We start from the raw sequence: 17422 nt of genomic DNA, 5'->3' as shown, positions 1-17422 counted from the left end.
TCCCATGAGCGGTTCGAATAATGATATGCGCACGCCTCTCGGCAAGGTTCGCGGTCTTGGTTCTGCCAAGGAAGGCACCAGCCATTTCTGGTATCAGCGCGTGACGGCAGTGGCCCTGGTGCCGCTGGTTCTCTTTTTCCTCGGTCTGGTGATTTCGCTCAATGGCGCAAGCTTTGCGGAAGTCCGGGCTGCTCTCTCGCATCCCATTACCGCCATTGTCATGGCGCTGTTCGTTCTGACCGGCGTTTATCACATGCGTCTGGGCATGCAGGTTATTATCGAAGATTATGTGCATGGCGAAGGCATGAAGGTCGTGCTGGTGATGCTGAACACCTTCTTTGCGGCGGTGGTCGGTTTTGCCTGCGTTTTCGCGATCCTCAAGCTCAGCTTCGGAGGTTGATAGCCCGATGGCTAGTGCAGAAAAGAATGCAGCTCCGGCTGCGGGCGAAAAGTCCTACAAGTTTGTCGATCACAAATTCGACGTTGTCGTGGTCGGCGCTGGCGGCGCTGGTCTGCGCGCCACGCTCGGCATGGCCGAGCAGGGGCTCAAGACCGCCTGTATCACGAAGGTTTTCCCGACCCGTTCGCATACGGTCGCGGCACAGGGCGGCATTGCCGCCTCGTTGAAGAACATGGGCCCGGACAGCTGGCAGTGGCACATGTACGATACCGTCAAGGGATCGGACTGGCTCGGCGACACCGACGCGATGGAATATCTGGCGCGTGAAGCGCCTGCCGCCGTCTACGAGCTCGAGCACTACGGTGTGCCGTTCTCGCGCACGGAAGAAGGCAAGATCTACCAGCGTCCGTTCGGCGGTCACATGCAGAATTTCGGTGACGGTCCTCCGGTTCAGCGCACCTGCGCTGCTGCCGACCGTACCGGCCACGCCATCCTGCACACGCTTTACGGCCAGAGCCTGAAGAACAACGCGCAGTTCTTCATCGAATATTTCGCGCTCGACCTGATCATGACCGACGGTGTCTGCACCGGCGTGGTGGCGTGGAACCTCGATGACGGCACCATCCATCGCTTCTCCGCCAAGATGGTGGTTCTGGCGACCGGTGGTTACGGTCGCGCCTATTTCTCGGCTACCTCGGCCCATACCTGCACCGGCGACGGCGGCGGCATGGCTGCGCGCGCTGGTCTGCCGCTTCAGGACATGGAATTCGTTCAGTTCCATCCGACCGGCATTTACGGCGCAGGCTGCCTCATCACCGAAGGCGCACGCGGTGAAGGCGGCTATCTGGTCAATTCCGAAGGCGAGCGCTTCATGGAGCGTTATGCGCCATCGGCCAAGGATCTTGCCTCGCGCGACGTGGTGTCGCGCTGCATGACCATGGAAATCCGCGCCGGTCGTGGCGTAGGTAAGGCCAAGGACCACATCTTCCTGCATCTCGACCATCTCGATCCCGCCGTTCTGCATGAACGCCTGCCGGGCATCTCCGAGTCGGCCAAGATTTTCGCGGGCGTGGACGTGACCAAGGAACCGATCCCGGTTCTGCCGACCGTTCACTACAATATGGGCGGCATTCCGACCAATTACTGGGGCGAAGTGCTGAACCCGACGCCGGAACACCCGGATCGCGTACAGCCGGGCCTGATGGCTGTCGGCGAAGCGGGCTGCGCTTCGGTGCACGGTGCAAACCGTCTCGGCTCCAACTCGCTGATCGACCTTGTGGTGTTCGGTCGTGCGGCTGCGATCCGCGCTGGCGAAGTCATCGACCGCGCCGCGAAGATCCCGGATATCAACGAAGCCGCTGTCGAAAAGATCATGGATCGTTTCCATCGCCTGCGTTACGCCAATGGCTCCACGCCGACGGCAGAGCTGCGCGAGAAGATGCAGCGCACCATGCAGGAAGACGCCGCCGTGTTCCGCACGTCGGAATCGCTCAAGCAGGGTTGCGAACGCATGGAAAAGATCTGGCAGGAACTGCCGGATATCAAGGTTTCCGACCGCTCAATGATCTGGAACTCCGATCTCGTCGAGACGCTGGAGCTGGAAAACCTGATGGCCAATGCGTTGACGACCGTTGTTTCGGCGGAAGCGCGTCATGAAAGCCGCGGCGCGCATGCGCATGAGGATTTCCCGGACCGTAACGATGCCGAATGGCGCAAGCACACCCTGTCCTGGCTGTCGCCGGACGGCAAGGTGACGCTCGGTTATCGCGCCGTTCATCTCGATCCGCTCACGACGGAAGAAGAAGGTGGCATCAGCCTCGCCAAGATTGCGCCGAAGAAGCGCGTTTACTGATTAAGGGAAAGAGCAATGGTTGAACTCGCACTTCCCAAGAATTCCCGCATGCAGGAGGGCAAGACCTGGCCCCGTCCTGATGGCGCCAAGCGCGTCACGGAATTCCGTATTTATCGCTGGTCGCCGGACGACGACGCCAATCCGAGCATCGACACCTATTATGTCGATCGCGATGATTGCGGCCCGATGGTTCTGGACGGTCTGCTCTATATCAAGAACAAGATCGATCCGACGCTGACGCTGCGCCGCTCGTGCCGTGAAGGCATTTGCGGTTCCTGCGCGATGAACATCGACGGCGCCAATACGCTGGCCTGCACCAAGGGCATGGACGATATCAAGGGCGCCATCAAGGTTTACCCGCTGCCGCATATGCCGGTGGTGAAGGATCTCGTGCCCGACCTCAACAACTTCTACGCCCAGCACCGTTCGATCGAGCCCTGGCTCAAGACGGTTTCGCCGGAGCCACAGAAGGAATGGTTGCAGAGCCATGACGACCGCCAGAAGCTCGACGGTCTTTATGAGTGCATTCTGTGCGCCTGCTGCTCGACCTCGTGCCCAAGCTACTGGTGGAACGGCGACCGTTATCTCGGACCGGCTGTGCTGCTGCAGGCCTATCGCTGGTTGATCGACAGCCGCGACGAAGCCAAGGGCGAACGTCTCGACAATCTCGAAGATCCGTTCCGCCTATATCGCTGCCACACGATCATGAACTGCGCGCAGACCTGCCCGAAGGGATTGAACCCGGCCAAGGCGATTGCCGAGATTAAAAAGATGATGGTCGAGCGCCGCGTGTAATCGCGTGACCGATCAGGAAACTGAGAAGGGGAAGGCTGTTGCCTTCCCCTTTGTTCTTTGCACGATCCGGCAGCAGATCATGCACTCATTGATTGTATGGTCTTGACCTTTACGTTGCCGCCGATATGTCTTGAGATAACAAGGCAGCACGGAGAATGGGCAATCATGCTCGACCATATTGGCTTCAACATTTCCAGCATGCCCAAGTCGCGCAAATTCTATGATGAGGCGCTTGCCCCTCTGGGCATTACCCGCGCCATGGAATTCGGCGACTGGGTCGGATATGGGCGCAACGGTAAGCCGGAATTCTGGATTGGCAAGCAGAAGGGCGCCAAACTGGAAGGGGTTCTGCATGTCGCCTTTTCGGCGGGCACGCGCTCGGAAGTGGATCGTTTCTATGAAGCGGCCATCGCGGCTGGCGGCAGCGACAATGGAAAGCCGGGCATCCGCGAAGGTTACCATCCCGATTATTACGCTGCTTTCGTGATCGACCCGGACGGGCACAATATAGAGGCCGTCTGCCACCTGCCGGAATAAAAGGCGGGATCTGTAACCCCGCCTTTCGTGGTCTCAGACCAGTTTTGCGTCCAGCGTCACTTCGATTGCGCCAAGCGCCTTCGAAAGCGGGCAGGATTCCTTAGCCTTCTTGGCAAGATCGGCAAAGGCCTCAGCCGAAATGCCGGGAATCTTGGCATTGAGGGTCAGCGCGCTGCGGGTGATTTCAAAACCGCCGCCCGAAGCTTGGCCGATGTTGACGGCTGCCGTTGCTTCCAGTTTTTCCGGCGGGGTGCCGTTCTGCGTCAAAAGGGCGGAAAGCTGCATGGCGAAGCAGCCCGCATGCGCCGCACCGAGAAGCTCTTCCGGATTGGTGCCAGCGCGCCCGCTTTCATCCTCGAAGCGAGCTTTAAAATCATAGGGAAGGTCTTTCAGTGCGCCGCTCTGGGTGTTGAGCGTGCCTTTGCCTTCCTTCAGCGTGCCTTGCCAGACTGCTATTGCTTTTCTTTCCATGGGGAAGCTCCTCTCGGTGATTGTCCGTCACGGATATAGGGCGCTTCGCGATGGCTTCCAGCGATGAATAGGCAGCAATTAGGGGGGCGGCGGTCAGATCGGCTGCCCTTTCAGAAGGCGGGGCGTATCGCCGGACAATCCGGCTGCCTGCTTGATGAAGAAGGATTTCAGGCTCGGGACGCGATCCACGAGACCAAGGCCGATATCGCGAATGGAGCGGATGGCCGGATTGTCGTTGGAAAACAGCTTGGTGAGAACATCGGTAGTCACGCCCATCTGCACCGTGTCAAAGCGACGCCAGGACTGGTAACGTTCAAGGGCGGCGAACGATCCGATATCGAGGCCGAGGCGATCCGTTTCGACGATAACCTCGGCAATGGCAGCAGCATCGCGGAAACCGAGATTGAGGCCCTGTCCCGCGATCGGGTGGATGCGATGCGCCGCATCGCCGACAAGGGCAAAGCGCGGTTTCACGAATTCGCGCGCCAGCGTCAGGCCAAGCGGGAAGGCGCGGCGCGGGCCTTCGACATGCAGCGCGCCGAGACGATGCCCGAAGCGCTGTTCCAGTTCGGCTTCGAAAACGAAATCATCTTCGCGGATCAGCCGGTCGGCGTCAGCGGTGCGTTCGGTCCACACCAGCGAGCTGCGATTGCCCTTGAGCGGCAGAATGGCAAAGGGTCCGGCAGGCAGGAAATGCTCGTCGGCGCGTCCGCCATGCGGCTTTTCGTGGGATACGTTGCAGACGATGCCCGACTGGCCATAGTCCCAGTTGACGGTCTTGATGCCCGCCTGATCGCGCAGACGGGAGCGCGCACCGTCGGCGGCAATCAGAAGGCGGGTCTCGATGGCGTCGCCATTGGAAAGCGAAACGGTAACGGTTTCCGGCTTGGTTTCGAAGCCATTCACGCTGGTTGCTTCGAGGAAGTTAATGCCCAGCGCATCGGCCTTGTTGTGCAGGGCAGTATTGAGAATGCGGTTTTCAACCATATGGGCGAAAGGCTCGCCGGGGTCCACATCGCCGGCAAAGGTCAGGAAAACAGGTCGCACCGGGTCGGACACACGCGAATCGGTGATGACCATTTCGGTGATTGGCTGCGCATCAGGCACGATTTGCTGCCAGCAGCCGAGCTTATCGAGCATGCGTGATGCGGCAGCCGCGATGGACGAGGCGCGTGGGTCGGTTTTCCACGAACCGGCGGGCGCGCCATCGACAACGGTGACGGAAAGATGTGGCGCCGCCGACTTGACCGCAACCGCCGTGACGAGGCCAACATAACCGCCACCGGCGATCAGCAGGTCGGTGTTGCGGGTGCTTGTCTGTCTGGAAGTCGCAGCCATCGGTTCGTCCTTTTCGGAAAGCCTATACCATGCTTGTGCGCTTCTGGCACAAATACGGCAAGAGTGAAGCCGATATTTTGCCGCGGCACTGTGAGGCACACCGACCGAATCCGAAAAGCCTCCGGGCCACTTGACAGATTTCGACCGGCAGGAACAAACATGAGCCTCAAGTTTATTAGCTTCATATATGGTCGCAGGAGCCAGGCTGTCCATGTCCGATCGCGAAAAGTCCGAATATCAGCAGTCCGATCTTACATCTGTCTCAGATGAGAGCGCAGGCCAGACGGCTTCCATGCGGCAGCTGCTGTCGATACTCGATCTGGAAACGCTGGAGATGGACCTGTTTCGCGGCAACAGCCCGCAAGTGGGTTGGCAGCGCGTGTTCGGCGGTCAGGTGATCGGCCAGGCGCTGATCGCGGCGCAGCGCACCGTGGAGCCTGCGCGGCATGTGCATTCGCTGCATGGATATTTTGTGCGTCCCGGCGATCCGGCGATTCCGATCATCTATGAGGTGGATCGCATTCGCGACGGTTCCAGCTTCAACACCCGCCGCGTGCTGGCCAAGCAGCACGGCAAGGCCATCTTCACGCTGTCGGCGTCGTTTCAGGTGGATGAGGGCGGTCTGGACCACCAGATCGCCATGCCGGAAGGCTTGCCGATGCCGGAGCAATTGCTGGGCGACCGCGACATCAAGGAGCAATATCTGCATCTCGCTCCGGCCAATGTTCGCAGATATTGGGAACAGGAGCGTCCCATCGAGATCAAGCCGGTGCAGCTGACGCATTATTTCTCGCGGGAGAAGCTGGAGCCTGCGCAGCATGTCTGGGTGCGCGCAAATGGTATTGTTCCTGATAATCGCGCGCTTCAGGCGGCAATCCTCGCTTATCTCTCCGACATGACGCTTCTCGACACATCGCTGCATCCGCATGGGCGTTCGATTTTCGACCGCGATCTTCAGGCGGCAAGCCTCGATCATGCGATGTGGTTCCATCGTCCGTTCAAGCTGAATGACTGGCTGCTTTATACGCAGGACACACCGAGCGCTTCGGGCGCGCGCGGGTTCAATCGCGGTTCGCTTTATACGCGCGACGGCATTCTGGTGGCTTCCGTTGCACAGGAAGGACTAATTCGTGTGCATGAAAACAAAGAATGATTAAATATTAACCACACCAATGCCTTCTGTATAAATATTATGCAATTCGACGGTTTTCAGCCAAGTTCAGCGCTCGGGCATGGCGCTGAAAAGATGAATCGCTAGAATCACTTAGCCTGAATTTGCCTAAACCTCCGGCACAAAAAGCCCGGCTTTGCGGGGCTGCCGGAAGCCGCAACGACCCGCTTCACAAAAAAATCACATTTTGCGCCGCGCCTTTCTGCAACTGGCACGATTTTTGTTTCTCTTGGTTCGAACCGGTCTTTCCAGCGCATACGCGTTTGAAACCGCCATTCGACGGAGATATTCGATGCTCATAACAGGAAGAATCAAGCCAGCAGCTCTTTTGGCCTCTTTGCCTGCGCTGGTCGCCATGGCTGGAATGGCGATGGCACAGGACGCAGCGCCTGCTGCGGCTCCCACGCCCACTCTCGATACGGGCGATACGGCCTGGATGCTGACGTCAACCGCGCTCGTGTTGATGATGACCATCCCGGGCCTTGCGCTGTTCTATGGCGGCATGGTGCGCAAGAAGAACGTGCTGTCCACCGTGATGCAGAGCTTTGCCATCACCTGCCTCATGTCGGTTTTGTGGATGGTCGCCGGCTATTCGCTCGCTTTCACCGACGGTGGTTCGTCGAACGCTTATATCGGTGGTCTTTCCAAGGCTTTCTTCTCCGGCGTCACGATGGAATCGCTGACCGGCACCATTCCGGAATATGTCTTCATCACTTTCCAGATGACCTTTGCGATCATCACGCCCGCGCTGATCGCCGGCGCGTTTGCTGAACGCATGAAGTTTTCGTCCATGCTGGTCTTCCTGACCCTGTGGCTGTTCATCGTCTATATCCCGGTCGCGCACTGGGTCTGGGGCGGCGGTTTCCTCGCGTCGGACGGCGTGCTTGATTTCGCCGGCGGTACGGTCGTTCACATCAATGCTGGTGTTGCCGGTCTGGTGGCTGCACTCATCCTTGGCAAGCGCGACGGCTATGGTCACACCAACATGGCGCCGCACAATCTCGTTCTCTCGGTCATCGGCGCTGCCCTTCTGTGGGTGGGCTGGTTCGGCTTCAATGCCGGTTCGGCTGTCGGTGCGAATGCTCTCGCCGGTGTCGCCATGCTCAACACGCAGGTTGCGACCGCCGGTGCGGCTCTGGCCTGGATGTTCGTGGAATGGGCAATTGCGGGTAAGCCAAGCGTGCTTGGCATTATTTCGGGTGCTGTGGCCGGTCTGGTCGCCGTCACGCCTGCTGCCGGTTTCGTCAATCCGATGGGCGCGCTCATCATCGGCATCGTGGCCGGTGCGATCTGCTACGTCGCAGCCGTCAAGATCAAGCATGCGCTCGGCTACGACGACTCGCTCGATGCGTTCGGCGTCCATGGCGTCGGTGGTTTCGTGGGTGCGATTTTGACCGGTTTCTTCGCAGACACCACCATCAATTCGCTCGGCGAAGGTGCTTCCATGGGCAAGCAGTTCTTCGGTGCGGCAATCACCATCGTCTATACCGCAGTCGCGACGGCCATCATCCTTTATGTGATCAAGGCCGTGATGGGACTGCGTCCAAGCAAGCAGGCTGAAATCGAAGGCCTGGATATCTCTTTGCACGGCGAATCTGTTCAGTAAGAACAATTCTCCCAAGAAGGAGAAAGGCGCGGGAAACCGCGCCTTTTTTCATTTATAAGAAGAAAACCCATGGTTAATGGGGAATTAACCATCGCCGGATTAGGATCGGACCGATTCATTCTGCCCATAGCTATTCCGTTATGGGCGACAGCAGAAATTTCGGTTCGGGACTGGCTATATGCGGCAAGGATATTCGCCCTCATACCCGCTGCGTGACGAGCGGATTACGGAAGACAGGCTCCGCCTGACCAATATCTTCCGCAGGCAGTTCTATATATTGTTCGGTCTGGCGCTTCTGTCGCTGACGGCAATGGCAGTTGGTGCACTGGCCACTTGGAATGTGGCTGATCCAAGCTTCAGCCATGCAACCGACAATCCGGTGACCAATGCGCTTGGCTATCCGGGCGCTGTCTTCTCTGATCTCGCCATGCAGTTTTTTGGTCTGGCGAGCGTTCCTGCATTGTTGCCGCTGGTCGTGTGGTCGCTTCTGATGATGACGCGCGGCGGTATTGGCCGCGTTGCCAAGCGCAGCTTTGCCTGGATCGGCGCTGCCCTTCTGTTTGCCGGCATTGCAAGCTGCTTTGCCGTGCCGGAAAGCTGGCCGATGCCGATCGGTCTTGGCGGTGTGTTTGGCGATATGGTGCTGCGCCTGCCCGGCCTGTTCCTTGGCCAGTTCCCGCAGGGCGCAATCGCTTCGGCCATTGCATTGGTTCTCGCCGTTCCCGCTTTGTGGCTCTGCCTTTTTGCAAGCGGCATTATTGGCCGTGGCATCATCAATCCGGTTCAGCCCGTGCAGCGCGGACGGGCGGAGGAAGATTTCATCGATGAGGATGACGAGGAAACCGCAGGCGGCGGCTTCCAGTTCATTGGTGCGCTGACCCATCTCGTGCTGACAACGACAGCCAACTTCAAGCGTCTGACCGGGCTTGGTCGCCGCCAGTCCCGCGACGAGGATTTCGGCGACATGCGCGCCGTGCGCCGCAGTGCCGAAACGCGTAACGGTGCGGAAGCGGGCAGACGTCGTGAGCCGGGCTTCGGTGGGCCGTCGGCGGACGAAGCGCCGTTCCACATGGATGATCCGATGGATGACGGCATGGACGACGTGCCGCTGGCCGGTCAGGAATGGCACGATGCGCCGCCAGCACGCAGCCGCAAGGCGCGTGTCGAACAGGCCGCGCCGTCGCCCAAGCCGGGCGCTCGCGCACAGCGTGAGGCGCAGCCGTCGTTCCTCAAGGACAAGGGCGTGTTTGAAATGCCATCGCTGCATTTCCTCGCCGAACCAAAGCTTGTTCAACGTGATCCCGCTCTGTCGAAGGATGCGCTGGAGCAGAATGCCCGTCTGCTTGAAGGCGTGCTGGAAGATTTCGGCGTGCGCGGCGAAATCATCAATGTGAAACCCGGACCGGTGGTCACGCTTTATGAACTGGAGCCAGCGCCGGGCATCAAGTCTTCCCGCGTGATCGGCCTTGCCGACGATATCGCCCGTTCGATGAGCGCGATTGCGGCGCGTGTTGCCGTTATTCCGGGCCGCAACGCCATCGGCATCGAATTGCCGAACCCGAAGCGCGAAATGGTTTATCTGCGCGAAATGCTGGCCAGCCGCGACTTCGAACATTCCAAGGCGAAGCTGGCATTGGCGCTCGGCAAGACCATCAATGGCGAGCCGGTGATTGCCGATATCGCGAAGATGCCGCACGTCCTCGTTGCCGGTACGACCGGCTCCGGCAAGTCGGTGGCGATCAACACGATGATACTGTCGCTGCTCTATCGCATGACGCCGCAGGAATGCCGCCTGATCATGATCGACCCGAAGATGCTGGAACTTTCCGTCTATGACGGCATTCCGCATCTGTTGACGCCCGTTGTGACCGATCCGAAGAAGGCGGTTGTCGCGCTCAAATGGACCGTGCGCGAAATGGAAGACCGCTATCGCAAAATGTCGAAGGTCGGTGTTCGCAATATTGACGGTTTCAACCAGCGGGTGGGTCTGGCGCAAAAGAAGGGCGAACCGATTGCGCGCACCGTGCAGACCGGCTTCGACCGCAATACCGGCGAAGCGATCTACGAGACCGAAGAGCTGGATTTGGCACCAATGCCCTATATCGTCGTGATCATCGACGAAATGGCCGACCTGATGATGGTCGCAGGTAAGGATATCGAAGGTGCGGTGCAGCGTCTGGCGCAGATGGCGCGTGCCGCCGGTATCCATGTCATCATGGCGACGCAGCGTCCGTCGGTGGATGTCATCACCGGCACGATCAAGGCCAACTTCCCGACCCGTATTTCCTTCCAGGTGACGTCGAAGATCGACAGCCGCACTATATTGGGCGAGCAGGGCGCTGAACAGCTGCTCGGTCAGGGCGACATGCTCTTCATGGCGGGCGGCGGTCGCATCCAGCGCGTGCACGGGCCTTTCGTCGGCGACGACGAAGTGGAGCGCATCGTGCAGCATCTGAAGCTTCAGGGCGTGCCGGAATATCTGGATGCCATCACTGAGGATGAAGAGGATGACGAGGGCGGCAGCGGACCGGCTGGAACCTCCAATCTGGAAGACTCCGACGATCCTTATGATCAGGCCGTTGCCGTAGTGCTTCGCGACAAGAAGGCTTCCACGTCCTATATCCAGCGTCGTCTCGGCATTGGTTATAACCGCGCTGCCTCGATTATCGAGCGTATGGAAGACGAAGGGATTGTCGGTCCCGCCAACCATGCCGGCAAGCGCGAAATTCTGGTGCCGACCGGTGACGATGACTTCTAAGCCGAGTGCAGCAGCGCGCCATACTCGCGCCAAACTGGCGGCGTAGTTAAACAGAATGATGAAAAGAGAAAGTATATTGATGATGTTCTCCCGTTTTTCAGCCTTGGTAAAAGCTGGCCGTCTTGCCGCCGTGCTGGGAATGGGAGCGCTTGGTCTTGGCGTATCATCGCTTGTTCTGGCACCTGTTGCTGCGATGGCGCAGGGCGCAGGCAGCGGTGCGGCGGCGCAGCAGATTGCCGACCATTTTTCATCGGTACGCACCATGACGGGTGAGTTCGTGCAGTTCGGGCCGAAAGGCGACCAGACCGGCGGCACTTTCTATATCGAGCGTCCGGGCAAGATCCGCTTCAACTACAACAACTCGCCAATCCGTGTAATTGCCGACGGCGAGTCCGTCGTTATCAACAATCGCAAGCTGGATACGTGGGATCTCTATCCGCTTTCCAAGACGCCGCTCAAGCTGTTGCTGGCGGATCGCATCGATCTCGGCGGCGGTCGTTTGCAGAACGTGAAGCAGGAACCGGACATGACCACGCTGGTGCTCGGCGACAAGTCGATCTTCGGCGATTCGAAAATCACCATGATGTTCGATCCGAAGTCCTATGAGCTGAAGCAGTGGACCATCACCGACGCCCAGAAGCTCGATACCACGGTGATGATCTTCAACGTGCGCAGCGGTGTGCGCTTCACCGACGACATGTTCAAGATCGACTATCAGCGCATCGCCATGAAGCGCAAGCGTCCGTAATCGCCAGTTTATGGTCTGCAAGCCGTTTGCATTTGCGCGATAAATGGTTAGGTTCGCGGCATCTTTTTCGTTGCTGCGAGTCCTTCCCCCATGGCTTTTTCCGTTGCTACCTGGAACATCAACTCCGTGCGCCTGCGCATGCCGCTGGTCGAGCAGTTTCTGCGCGACTATCAGCCCGATGTTTTGTGTCTTCAGGAAACCAAGTGCCCGGACGATCAGTTCCCCTCCAAGGGGTTTCGCGCGCTCGGCTATGAGCATATCGCGATCAGCGGCCAGAAGGGCTATCACGGCGTTGCGACCATCTCGCGCCGTCCGTTGTCCGGCGTCGAGAAGATCGGCTTTTGCGATATGGGCGATTGCCGCCATTTGAGTGCTGTCGTCGAAGCTGGAAACAAGAAGCTCCGCATCCATAATTTCTACGTGCCAGCCGGCGGCGATGAGCCGGACCCGGCAATCAATCCGAAATTTGCCCATAAGCTCGGCTTTCTGGAAGAAATGCGGGCCATTGTGGCGGACAGGCAGGACGGATTGTCGTCGATCCTGGTGGGCGATCTCAACATCGCGCCGCTGGAAAACGATGTCTGGTCGCATAAGCAGCTTTTGAAGATCGTCAGCCATACGCCGATCGAGACCGAGACGCTGGAAGACCTGCGCGTCAAGGGCGGCTGGAGCGACCTCATGCGCCAGATCATTCCAGCGGATCAGAAAATCTATACCTGGTGGAGTTATCGCGCCAAGGATTGGGATGAATCGGATCGTGGTCGCCGCCTCGACCATATCTGGGGTTCCGCTGATCTGGAGGTCCATATGAAGGGCTTGCAAATCTTGCGCGATGCGCGCGGCTGGGAGCGGCCGTCAGATCACGTCCCTGTTATCGCGACATTTGATCTGGATTGATTTCGTAACAGTCCCTATATTGGGAGCAGTCTAAACAAGGAGAGAAGAACGATGGATCAGGCAGCACTGTATCAACCAACCAGTGTTTTCAATGTTTCCATGGTTCGCAATGACTGCTCCTCTCACACTTCAGGACGTTTCCTGCATCACGGCTGATGGCCGCACGCTTTTCGAATCCGTCAATTTCAGCGTGACCGAAGGCCGTATTGGGCTTGTCGGGCGCAATGGTGCGGGTAAATCCACGCTTCTCAATATCATGAGCGGCGCCATGGCGCCGACTTCCGGCGCGGTCACGCGCAACGGCAGGCTCGGTGTTCTGCAACAGAATATTGTGACTGACGGCGGGCGAGCGCTGGCCGATCTGTTCGACCTTTCCGCAGCGTTCACCATGCTTTCGCGCATTGAAGCCGGGCTGGGGTCGGATAACGACTTTGAACAAGCGGACTGGCTGTTGCCGCAGCACTTTGCCGATGCCTTGCAGCGCTTCGGGCTGACGCTTGAACCGCAGACACCCCTTGCAACGCTCAGCGGTGGGCAGCGGACGCGCGCCGCTCTCGCCGCCCTTCTTTTCCATCAGCCTGATATCATTCTTCTGGATGAGCCGACTAACAACCTCGATCATGATGGCCGTCTGGCCGTGATGACTATGCTGGCAGAGTGGCGCGGGGCAGCAATTGTCGTTAGCCATGATCGCGCCTTGTTGCGAAACATGGATGGCATTGCCGAACTTTCACAAGGTGGCCTGCATCTTTATGGCGGCAACTGGGATTTTTATCACGACAAGAAGCAGGAAGAACGGGACAACGCAGCTCGCAATCTTCAGCTTGCCCAGCGCGATGTGAAACAGGTTCAACGCAAGGCGCAGGACGCAGCCGAACGTCAGGCACGCAGTGATTCACGTGGACGTAATTCACGTGCCGATAGCGGCATAAGCAAAATGACACTCGATGCGCGTGAGGATCGGGCGCAGAAGACCGGCGGCAAAGGTCAGGCGCTTGCGGATCGCAATATGGAGAAGGCTGCGGCGCAACTGAGAGAAGCTGAAACGCTGGTCGAAACAGTCAAGCCGATGCGCTTCAGCGTCGAGCGCGAGGCGCTTCCTTCCGGGCGCGTCCTTCTGCAAATGGAGAGCGTGTCGGGCGGGCCGCGACCGGACACGCCCGTCATACGCGATTTTTCGATGAAGATTGTCGGACCGGAGCGCATTGCCATACGCGGTGCGAATGGCGCGGGCAAGACATCACTGCTGCGGCTTGTCACGGGGGAATTGCTGCCGGTTGCGGGGCGCGTGCAGTGTTTCGTGCCGATCGCTATGTTCGACCAGCAGATGAGCTTGATGGACCGCAAAGCCACGCTTTATGAGAACTTCCGGCATCTCAATCCGGATGCGAATGACAATGATGCCCGCGCAGCGCTGGCGCGTTTTTCATTTCGCGGCGAAGCTTCGTCCCGGCTTGCCGGAGAACTGAGCGGCGGTGAATTACTGCGCGCAGCACTGGCCTGTGTGTTGGGTGGAACGCAGAAGCCGGAACTACTGATCCTGGATGAGCCGACCAATCATCTCGATCTGGATTCCATCGAGGCGCTGGAGGTAGCGCTGAACGACTATGAAGGCGGACTGCTTGTCGTCAGCCACGATCAGGCGTTTCTGGATGCTATCGGGATCGAAAGGATGATTGATCTGTAGGTTCAGCGAATTGCCAGGGGGGCGCGCGGAGGATTTGCAGGCGGCAAAACCTGCTCTATTCGTCTACAGATATTCTTTCAAAATTTGGGGGGAAATTTTGGATTTGTCCTTCGGGCCAAGCCGCCGAAAGACTGAGGGGATAGAATAAGATTAGAGAAGGCCGAAGGTGCGGGCTTTCGCGACCGCCTGAACTTTATTCACCGCAACAAGTTTGGTCAGCACGTTGCTGATATGGAAATTCACGGTACGGGTTGAGATATTGAGAATTGCGCCGATGATTTCCGATGTTTTGCCCTCGCTGGCCCAGTGCAGGATTTCCCTTTCACGCGCCGTCAGGTTCACTTCGGAAACGCAGTTCATGGTTGGAACATCAAGATGTTCATACATGGACAGATGAAGCAAATTGGCCGAAATCTGCATCTGACGACGCAACGTGGCGATTTCGCCGGAAGCTAACGGCGGATCGCTTCTGATGAAAGACAGCATGCCGAATACGCCCTGCGCGGCCCAGCAAGGCTGCGAAATACCAACCTTGAAGCCGAAACTCTGCGCATCCGTCCAGATTTGAGGCGCCTCGGCGTATAGTTTCGCCGACCAGACCAGCGGCTCGATGCTGTTTAATGCTTTACGAATAAGCGGATCTTCCTCCGCATATTTTTTTGAAGCGTAATGATCTACCCACTCTTGCGGCAGAGAGCCGAAGCTGAGCCATTTCACCACGCCATTGAGCAGTGGAACGCGCATGATATAGGACACATGTGCGAACCCGCGCTGTTTGGCATAGTTGTCTATGTGCTCCAGAAGCTGCCCAGCATCATCAGCGGATTGCATAGATTCATAAATTTGTTCCCATTTCATTGCAGACACCCAATAAGAATGTTTTGTTTATGCTCGTGTGAAATTTAGTAGTGTATTGTATTCAGTTTTACTGAAACAATTTCATCATATTACTCTCTTTTTTTCAAGATTTTAATACCGATGGGAACAATTTTAATTCAATTGGCTGTATATTTAAATGAAATTCAGCTAAATTAGCGCGCGTCCACTTTACTCGGGGTTATATCCGCAGGATTTGAAGTAGTTTGCGGATTCTTGTGGTTCGAACAGCGTGACGATCTGGCCGACAGTATTCCATAAGCCCTGGACGGTCCGCTCGGCTTTGGCGCGCAAGACGGCCTTGAGCTTGGCGAAGGCCTTCTCGATGGGGTTGAAGTCTGGACTGTATGGAGGAAGGTAGAGCAAGCGGCACCCAGCACCTTCGATTGCAAGACGCACGCCCTGCGCCTTATGTGACGGCAGGTTGTCCATGATGACGATGTCGCCGGTCACCAAGGTTGGAATGAGAACCTGTTCGACATAGGCCTGGAATGGGACGCCGTTCATCGCGCCGTCGAGGGCCATGTCATGCCGGATAGTCTGAGTGCACCGGTAAATGTCGTTGTCTTCCAATGGCCGTTTGGGACCGGTGAACGGCATCGATCTCCGCAAGGGGGGCGCCCGCGAAGCCGGGACATCTTCGTGCTCAGGCTGGTTTCATCAATGAAGACGAGGCGCGCTGGATCGAGATCGAGCTGGCCGTCGAACCAGTCCTGGCGATGCTTCAGCAGGTCAGGACGGTCCTGCTCCAATGCATGTGCGGTCCTTTTTTGAAAGTCCAGTCGCGCTTTCGCAGCCAGACGTCAAGCGCACTGCGGCCGATCGATACGGCTCTCTCCTCATGCAATCGCCGGACCATCTCGTTGAGCGTGATGTCCTTCGCCTCTTCGATCATGCCGAAGATGAAGCCCTCGTGAGGATCCAGGCGTGAGCCGCCGCGTCTGCCCTGCTTCGCCGGGGCCAACAGACCTGCCCGCGCACTCGCAATCCAGGCGATGGCTGTTGAAATCCCAATCCCAAATCGGGCTGCCGCTGAACGCGCCGACATGCCATCCCGTGACGCAGCCAGAACGCGGCTACGCAGATCATCACTGAAAGCCCGGGTCATATTGCCTCCAACCAAATCACCCGTCGGAGCGATGGAATCAGAATTCGGCGACCAAGGGAATCCCCAACGCGATTCCGCGTTCAATGGACGCGCTCTAGCTTTAATTCAATTAATTTTCATTGACATGAAGCTGATGATAAGTGGCCGAGGCCAAAAAAGTGCGCGGCTGCGTTGATCTGACATTTGTATAGGTGCTTTAGTCGATGAGCCCTAACTAAAGCTCGGCGGACAGCTGTTCTGTTTTCTAAGCCGACACCTCAAGCACTCCATAATCGCTTCAGCGATTTCAGCCAGTGTCCACGTTTTAAAATGTTGTGGAGGCGGGCATATACATCGCCGCGAAATCGTCTTCTTTCTTATCGGTGCCGCCGTGCTAACAACGACACCGATATTGAACTCGCTACTATTAGGGTTCGACGGTATCAATCTCGATGGGGCCAAAGGCTTTCGACCAAGTATCATCTATATTATAGTCGGACTCCAGCGTTCCTTTATCGTATCCTTTAACGTCATCGAAAGCAAAATTAAATACTAATTGCTTGTTATTGATGTCGCTTCCGGCTATTTTCCTTCTTTGTTGTAATCTATTTCCATATCCACCACCCTTTTTGTTTAGGTAAAGGATCAGGGTGATTGTTTTTCCAATTAATGTTTTATCAGAGTCGATATCCACAAAGATATCCAATCCGTCAACGATATCAGGGAAATTAATTATGCTAGCATGCTGTCGCAGATATGGAGCCGCCAGTGTTCGAGTCACGCCCGGAGCGGGATGATTCGGGGCCGAGCTAATTACCTCCGGTAATACGGGCCTTGTCTGGAAGCCAGCGCCGGTAGTGTTCACGAGCATATAGGAAAAGATGTTCGAAGGCTGCCCATCAATGTCTGGCGTAAGATATTTGAACGGAACAACAACCGAACCGTCGACGGCTTCCTCGTAGCTCGTGATTACTATATTCTCCTGAGAGTTATCCGCAGTACGACTATTGATCCAGAAAACAACCTTTTTGTATTCTTCTCCAACGCTTCCCGGCGGCACTTGTAGGGTGAAGCCATCGTGATCATATGCATATTTGCCAGTTAAATCAATTGGTTGAGGTTAGAGCTGGCTCGGGAAATCTGCACAGCTAGGATAAGTGGAATTTCCGCCTGACTTCAGCTTAAATGCTGGGAACAGG

Annotated in this window: 14 protein-coding genes and 1 pseudogene; 10 read left to right on the top strand and 5 right to left on the bottom strand. The window is 57.3% G+C overall.

The genetic code is table 11. The features are described from left to right. Window positions 1-4 precede the first annotated feature (4 nt). From sdhD to HWD97_RS00060, 4 genes are all read left to right on the top strand, one after another. A complete protein-coding gene (gene sdhD / locus HWD97_RS00075) occupies window positions 5-400 on the top strand; it encodes a succinate dehydrogenase, hydrophobic membrane anchor protein (RefSeq protein ID WP_109369952.1) in 396 nt (131 codons plus the stop codon). Window positions 401-407: 7 nt separating this feature from the next. After that, the gene (gene sdhA / locus HWD97_RS00070; protein ID WP_371834566.1) at window positions 408-2252 is read left to right on the top strand and encodes a succinate dehydrogenase flavoprotein subunit; all 1845 of its coding nucleotides are present in this window, start codon (window positions 408-410) and stop codon (window positions 2250-2252) included. A gap of 15 nt (window positions 2253-2267) precedes the next feature. Then, window positions 2268-3047: a succinate dehydrogenase iron-sulfur subunit gene (locus HWD97_RS00065; protein WP_109369950.1), complete on the top strand. Its 780-nt coding sequence runs from the start codon at window positions 2268-2270 to the stop codon at window positions 3045-3047. Between the two features lie 165 nt (window positions 3048-3212). Further along, entirely contained in the window at window positions 3213-3584 is a 372-nt protein-coding gene (locus HWD97_RS00060) for a VOC family protein (RefSeq protein ID WP_109369949.1), read from the top strand. 33 nt (window positions 3585-3617) lie between these two features. Here the strand turns inward: HWD97_RS00060 and HWD97_RS00055 are convergent, their stop codons facing one another. Then, window positions 3618-4055, bottom strand: coding sequence for an OsmC family protein (locus tag HWD97_RS00055; protein WP_109369948.1), 438 nt, complete (start codon window positions 4053-4055; stop codon window positions 3618-3620). Window positions 4056-4148: 93 nt separating this feature from the next. Continuing rightward, window positions 4149-5393: a ubiquinone biosynthesis hydroxylase gene (locus HWD97_RS00050; RefSeq protein WP_371834565.1), complete on the bottom strand. Its 1245-nt coding sequence runs from the start codon at window positions 5391-5393 to the stop codon at window positions 4149-4151. 292 nt (window positions 5394-5685) lie between these two features. Between HWD97_RS00050 and tesB the strand changes: the two genes are divergently transcribed. The 6 genes from tesB (at window position 5686) to HWD97_RS00020 (ending at window position 14260) form a co-directional block, all read left to right on the top strand. After that, the gene (gene tesB, locus HWD97_RS00045) at window positions 5686-6546 is read left to right on the top strand and encodes an acyl-CoA thioesterase II (protein ID WP_235942808.1); all 861 of its coding nucleotides are present in this window, start codon (window positions 5686-5688) and stop codon (window positions 6544-6546) included. Between the two features lie 310 nt (window positions 6547-6856). After that, window positions 6857-8170: an ammonium transporter gene (locus HWD97_RS00040; RefSeq protein ID WP_121536776.1), complete on the top strand. Its 1314-nt coding sequence runs from the start codon at window positions 6857-6859 to the stop codon at window positions 8168-8170. A gap of 178 nt (window positions 8171-8348) precedes the next feature. Next, window positions 8349-10928 (top strand): DNA translocase FtsK, encoded by a 2580-nt coding sequence (locus HWD97_RS00035; protein WP_124915127.1) that lies wholly within the window; start codon window positions 8349-8351, stop codon window positions 10926-10928. Window positions 10929-11007: 79 nt separating this feature from the next. Further along, entirely contained in the window at window positions 11008-11676 is a 669-nt protein-coding gene (locus HWD97_RS00030) for an outer membrane lipoprotein carrier protein LolA (RefSeq protein WP_181376106.1), read from the top strand. 90 nt (window positions 11677-11766) lie between these two features. After that, window positions 11767-12573 carry an exodeoxyribonuclease III gene (gene xth, locus HWD97_RS00025; RefSeq protein WP_109369942.1) on the top strand — a complete coding sequence of 269 codons (807 nt, stop codon included), beginning with the start codon at window positions 11767-11769 and terminating at the stop codon, window positions 12571-12573. 109 nt (window positions 12574-12682) lie between these two features. After that, on the top strand, window positions 12683-14260 hold the full coding sequence (locus tag HWD97_RS00020) for an ABC-F family ATP-binding cassette domain-containing protein (RefSeq protein WP_124915126.1): 1578 nt from the start codon (window positions 12683-12685) through the stop codon (window positions 14258-14260). Window positions 14261-14410: 150 nt separating this feature from the next. On the opposite strand, the gene HWD97_RS00015 is transcribed toward HWD97_RS00020, so the two are convergent. The 3 genes and pseudogenes from HWD97_RS00015 to HWD97_RS00005 form a co-directional block, all read right to left on the bottom strand. Further along, window positions 14411-15118 (bottom strand): LuxR family transcriptional regulator, encoded by a 708-nt coding sequence (locus HWD97_RS00015; RefSeq protein ID WP_109369941.1) that lies wholly within the window; start codon window positions 15116-15118, stop codon window positions 14411-14413. Between the two features lie 189 nt (window positions 15119-15307). Then, window positions 15308-16244 (bottom strand): annotated as a pseudogene (locus tag HWD97_RS00010) (IS630 family transposase). Window positions 16245-16650: 406 nt separating this feature from the next. After that, entirely contained in the window at window positions 16651-17283 is a 633-nt protein-coding gene (locus HWD97_RS00005) for a hypothetical protein (protein ID WP_371834564.1), read from the bottom strand. Between the last annotated feature and the right edge of the window lie 139 nt (window positions 17284-17422).

It is taken from the genome of Ochrobactrum sp. C6C9 (genome assembly GCF_022627935.1).
In the GTDB taxonomy this organism is placed as follows: Bacteria; Pseudomonadota; Alphaproteobacteria; order Rhizobiales; family Rhizobiaceae; genus Brucella; species Brucella teleogrylli.
This window is presented reverse-complemented; position numbering and strand designations above follow the sequence as displayed.

Coding starts and splice junctions, on each gene's coding strand:
- sdhD (WP_109369952.1), top strand. CDS start 5: ATGAGCGGTTCGAATAATGATATGCGCACGCCTCTCGGCAAGGTTCGC.
- sdhA (WP_371834566.1), top strand. CDS start 408: ATGGCTAGTGCAGAAAAGAATGCAGCTCCGGCTGCGGGCGAAAAGTCC.
- HWD97_RS00065 (WP_109369950.1), top strand. CDS start 2,268: ATGGTTGAACTCGCACTTCCCAAGAATTCCCGCATGCAGGAGGGCAAG.
- HWD97_RS00060 (WP_109369949.1), top strand. CDS start 3,213: ATGCTCGACCATATTGGCTTCAACATTTCCAGCATGCCCAAGTCGCGC.
- HWD97_RS00055 (WP_109369948.1), bottom strand. CDS start 4,055: ATGGAAAGAAAAGCAATAGCAGTCTGGCAAGGCACGCTGAAGGAAGGC.
- HWD97_RS00050 (WP_371834565.1), bottom strand. CDS start 5,393: ATGGCTGCGACTTCCAGACAGACAAGCACCCGCAACACCGACCTGCTG.
- tesB (WP_235942808.1), top strand. CDS start 5,686: ATGCGGCAGCTGCTGTCGATACTCGATCTGGAAACGCTGGAGATGGAC.
- HWD97_RS00040 (WP_121536776.1), top strand. CDS start 6,857: ATGCTCATAACAGGAAGAATCAAGCCAGCAGCTCTTTTGGCCTCTTTG.
- HWD97_RS00035 (WP_124915127.1), top strand. CDS start 8,349: ATGCGGCAAGGATATTCGCCCTCATACCCGCTGCGTGACGAGCGGATT.
- HWD97_RS00030 (WP_181376106.1), top strand. CDS start 11,008: ATGATGTTCTCCCGTTTTTCAGCCTTGGTAAAAGCTGGCCGTCTTGCC.
- xth (WP_109369942.1), top strand. CDS start 11,767: ATGGCTTTTTCCGTTGCTACCTGGAACATCAACTCCGTGCGCCTGCGC.
- HWD97_RS00020 (WP_124915126.1), top strand. CDS start 12,683: ATGACTGCTCCTCTCACACTTCAGGACGTTTCCTGCATCACGGCTGAT.
- HWD97_RS00015 (WP_109369941.1), bottom strand. CDS start 15,118: ATGAAATGGGAACAAATTTATGAATCTATGCAATCCGCTGATGATGCT.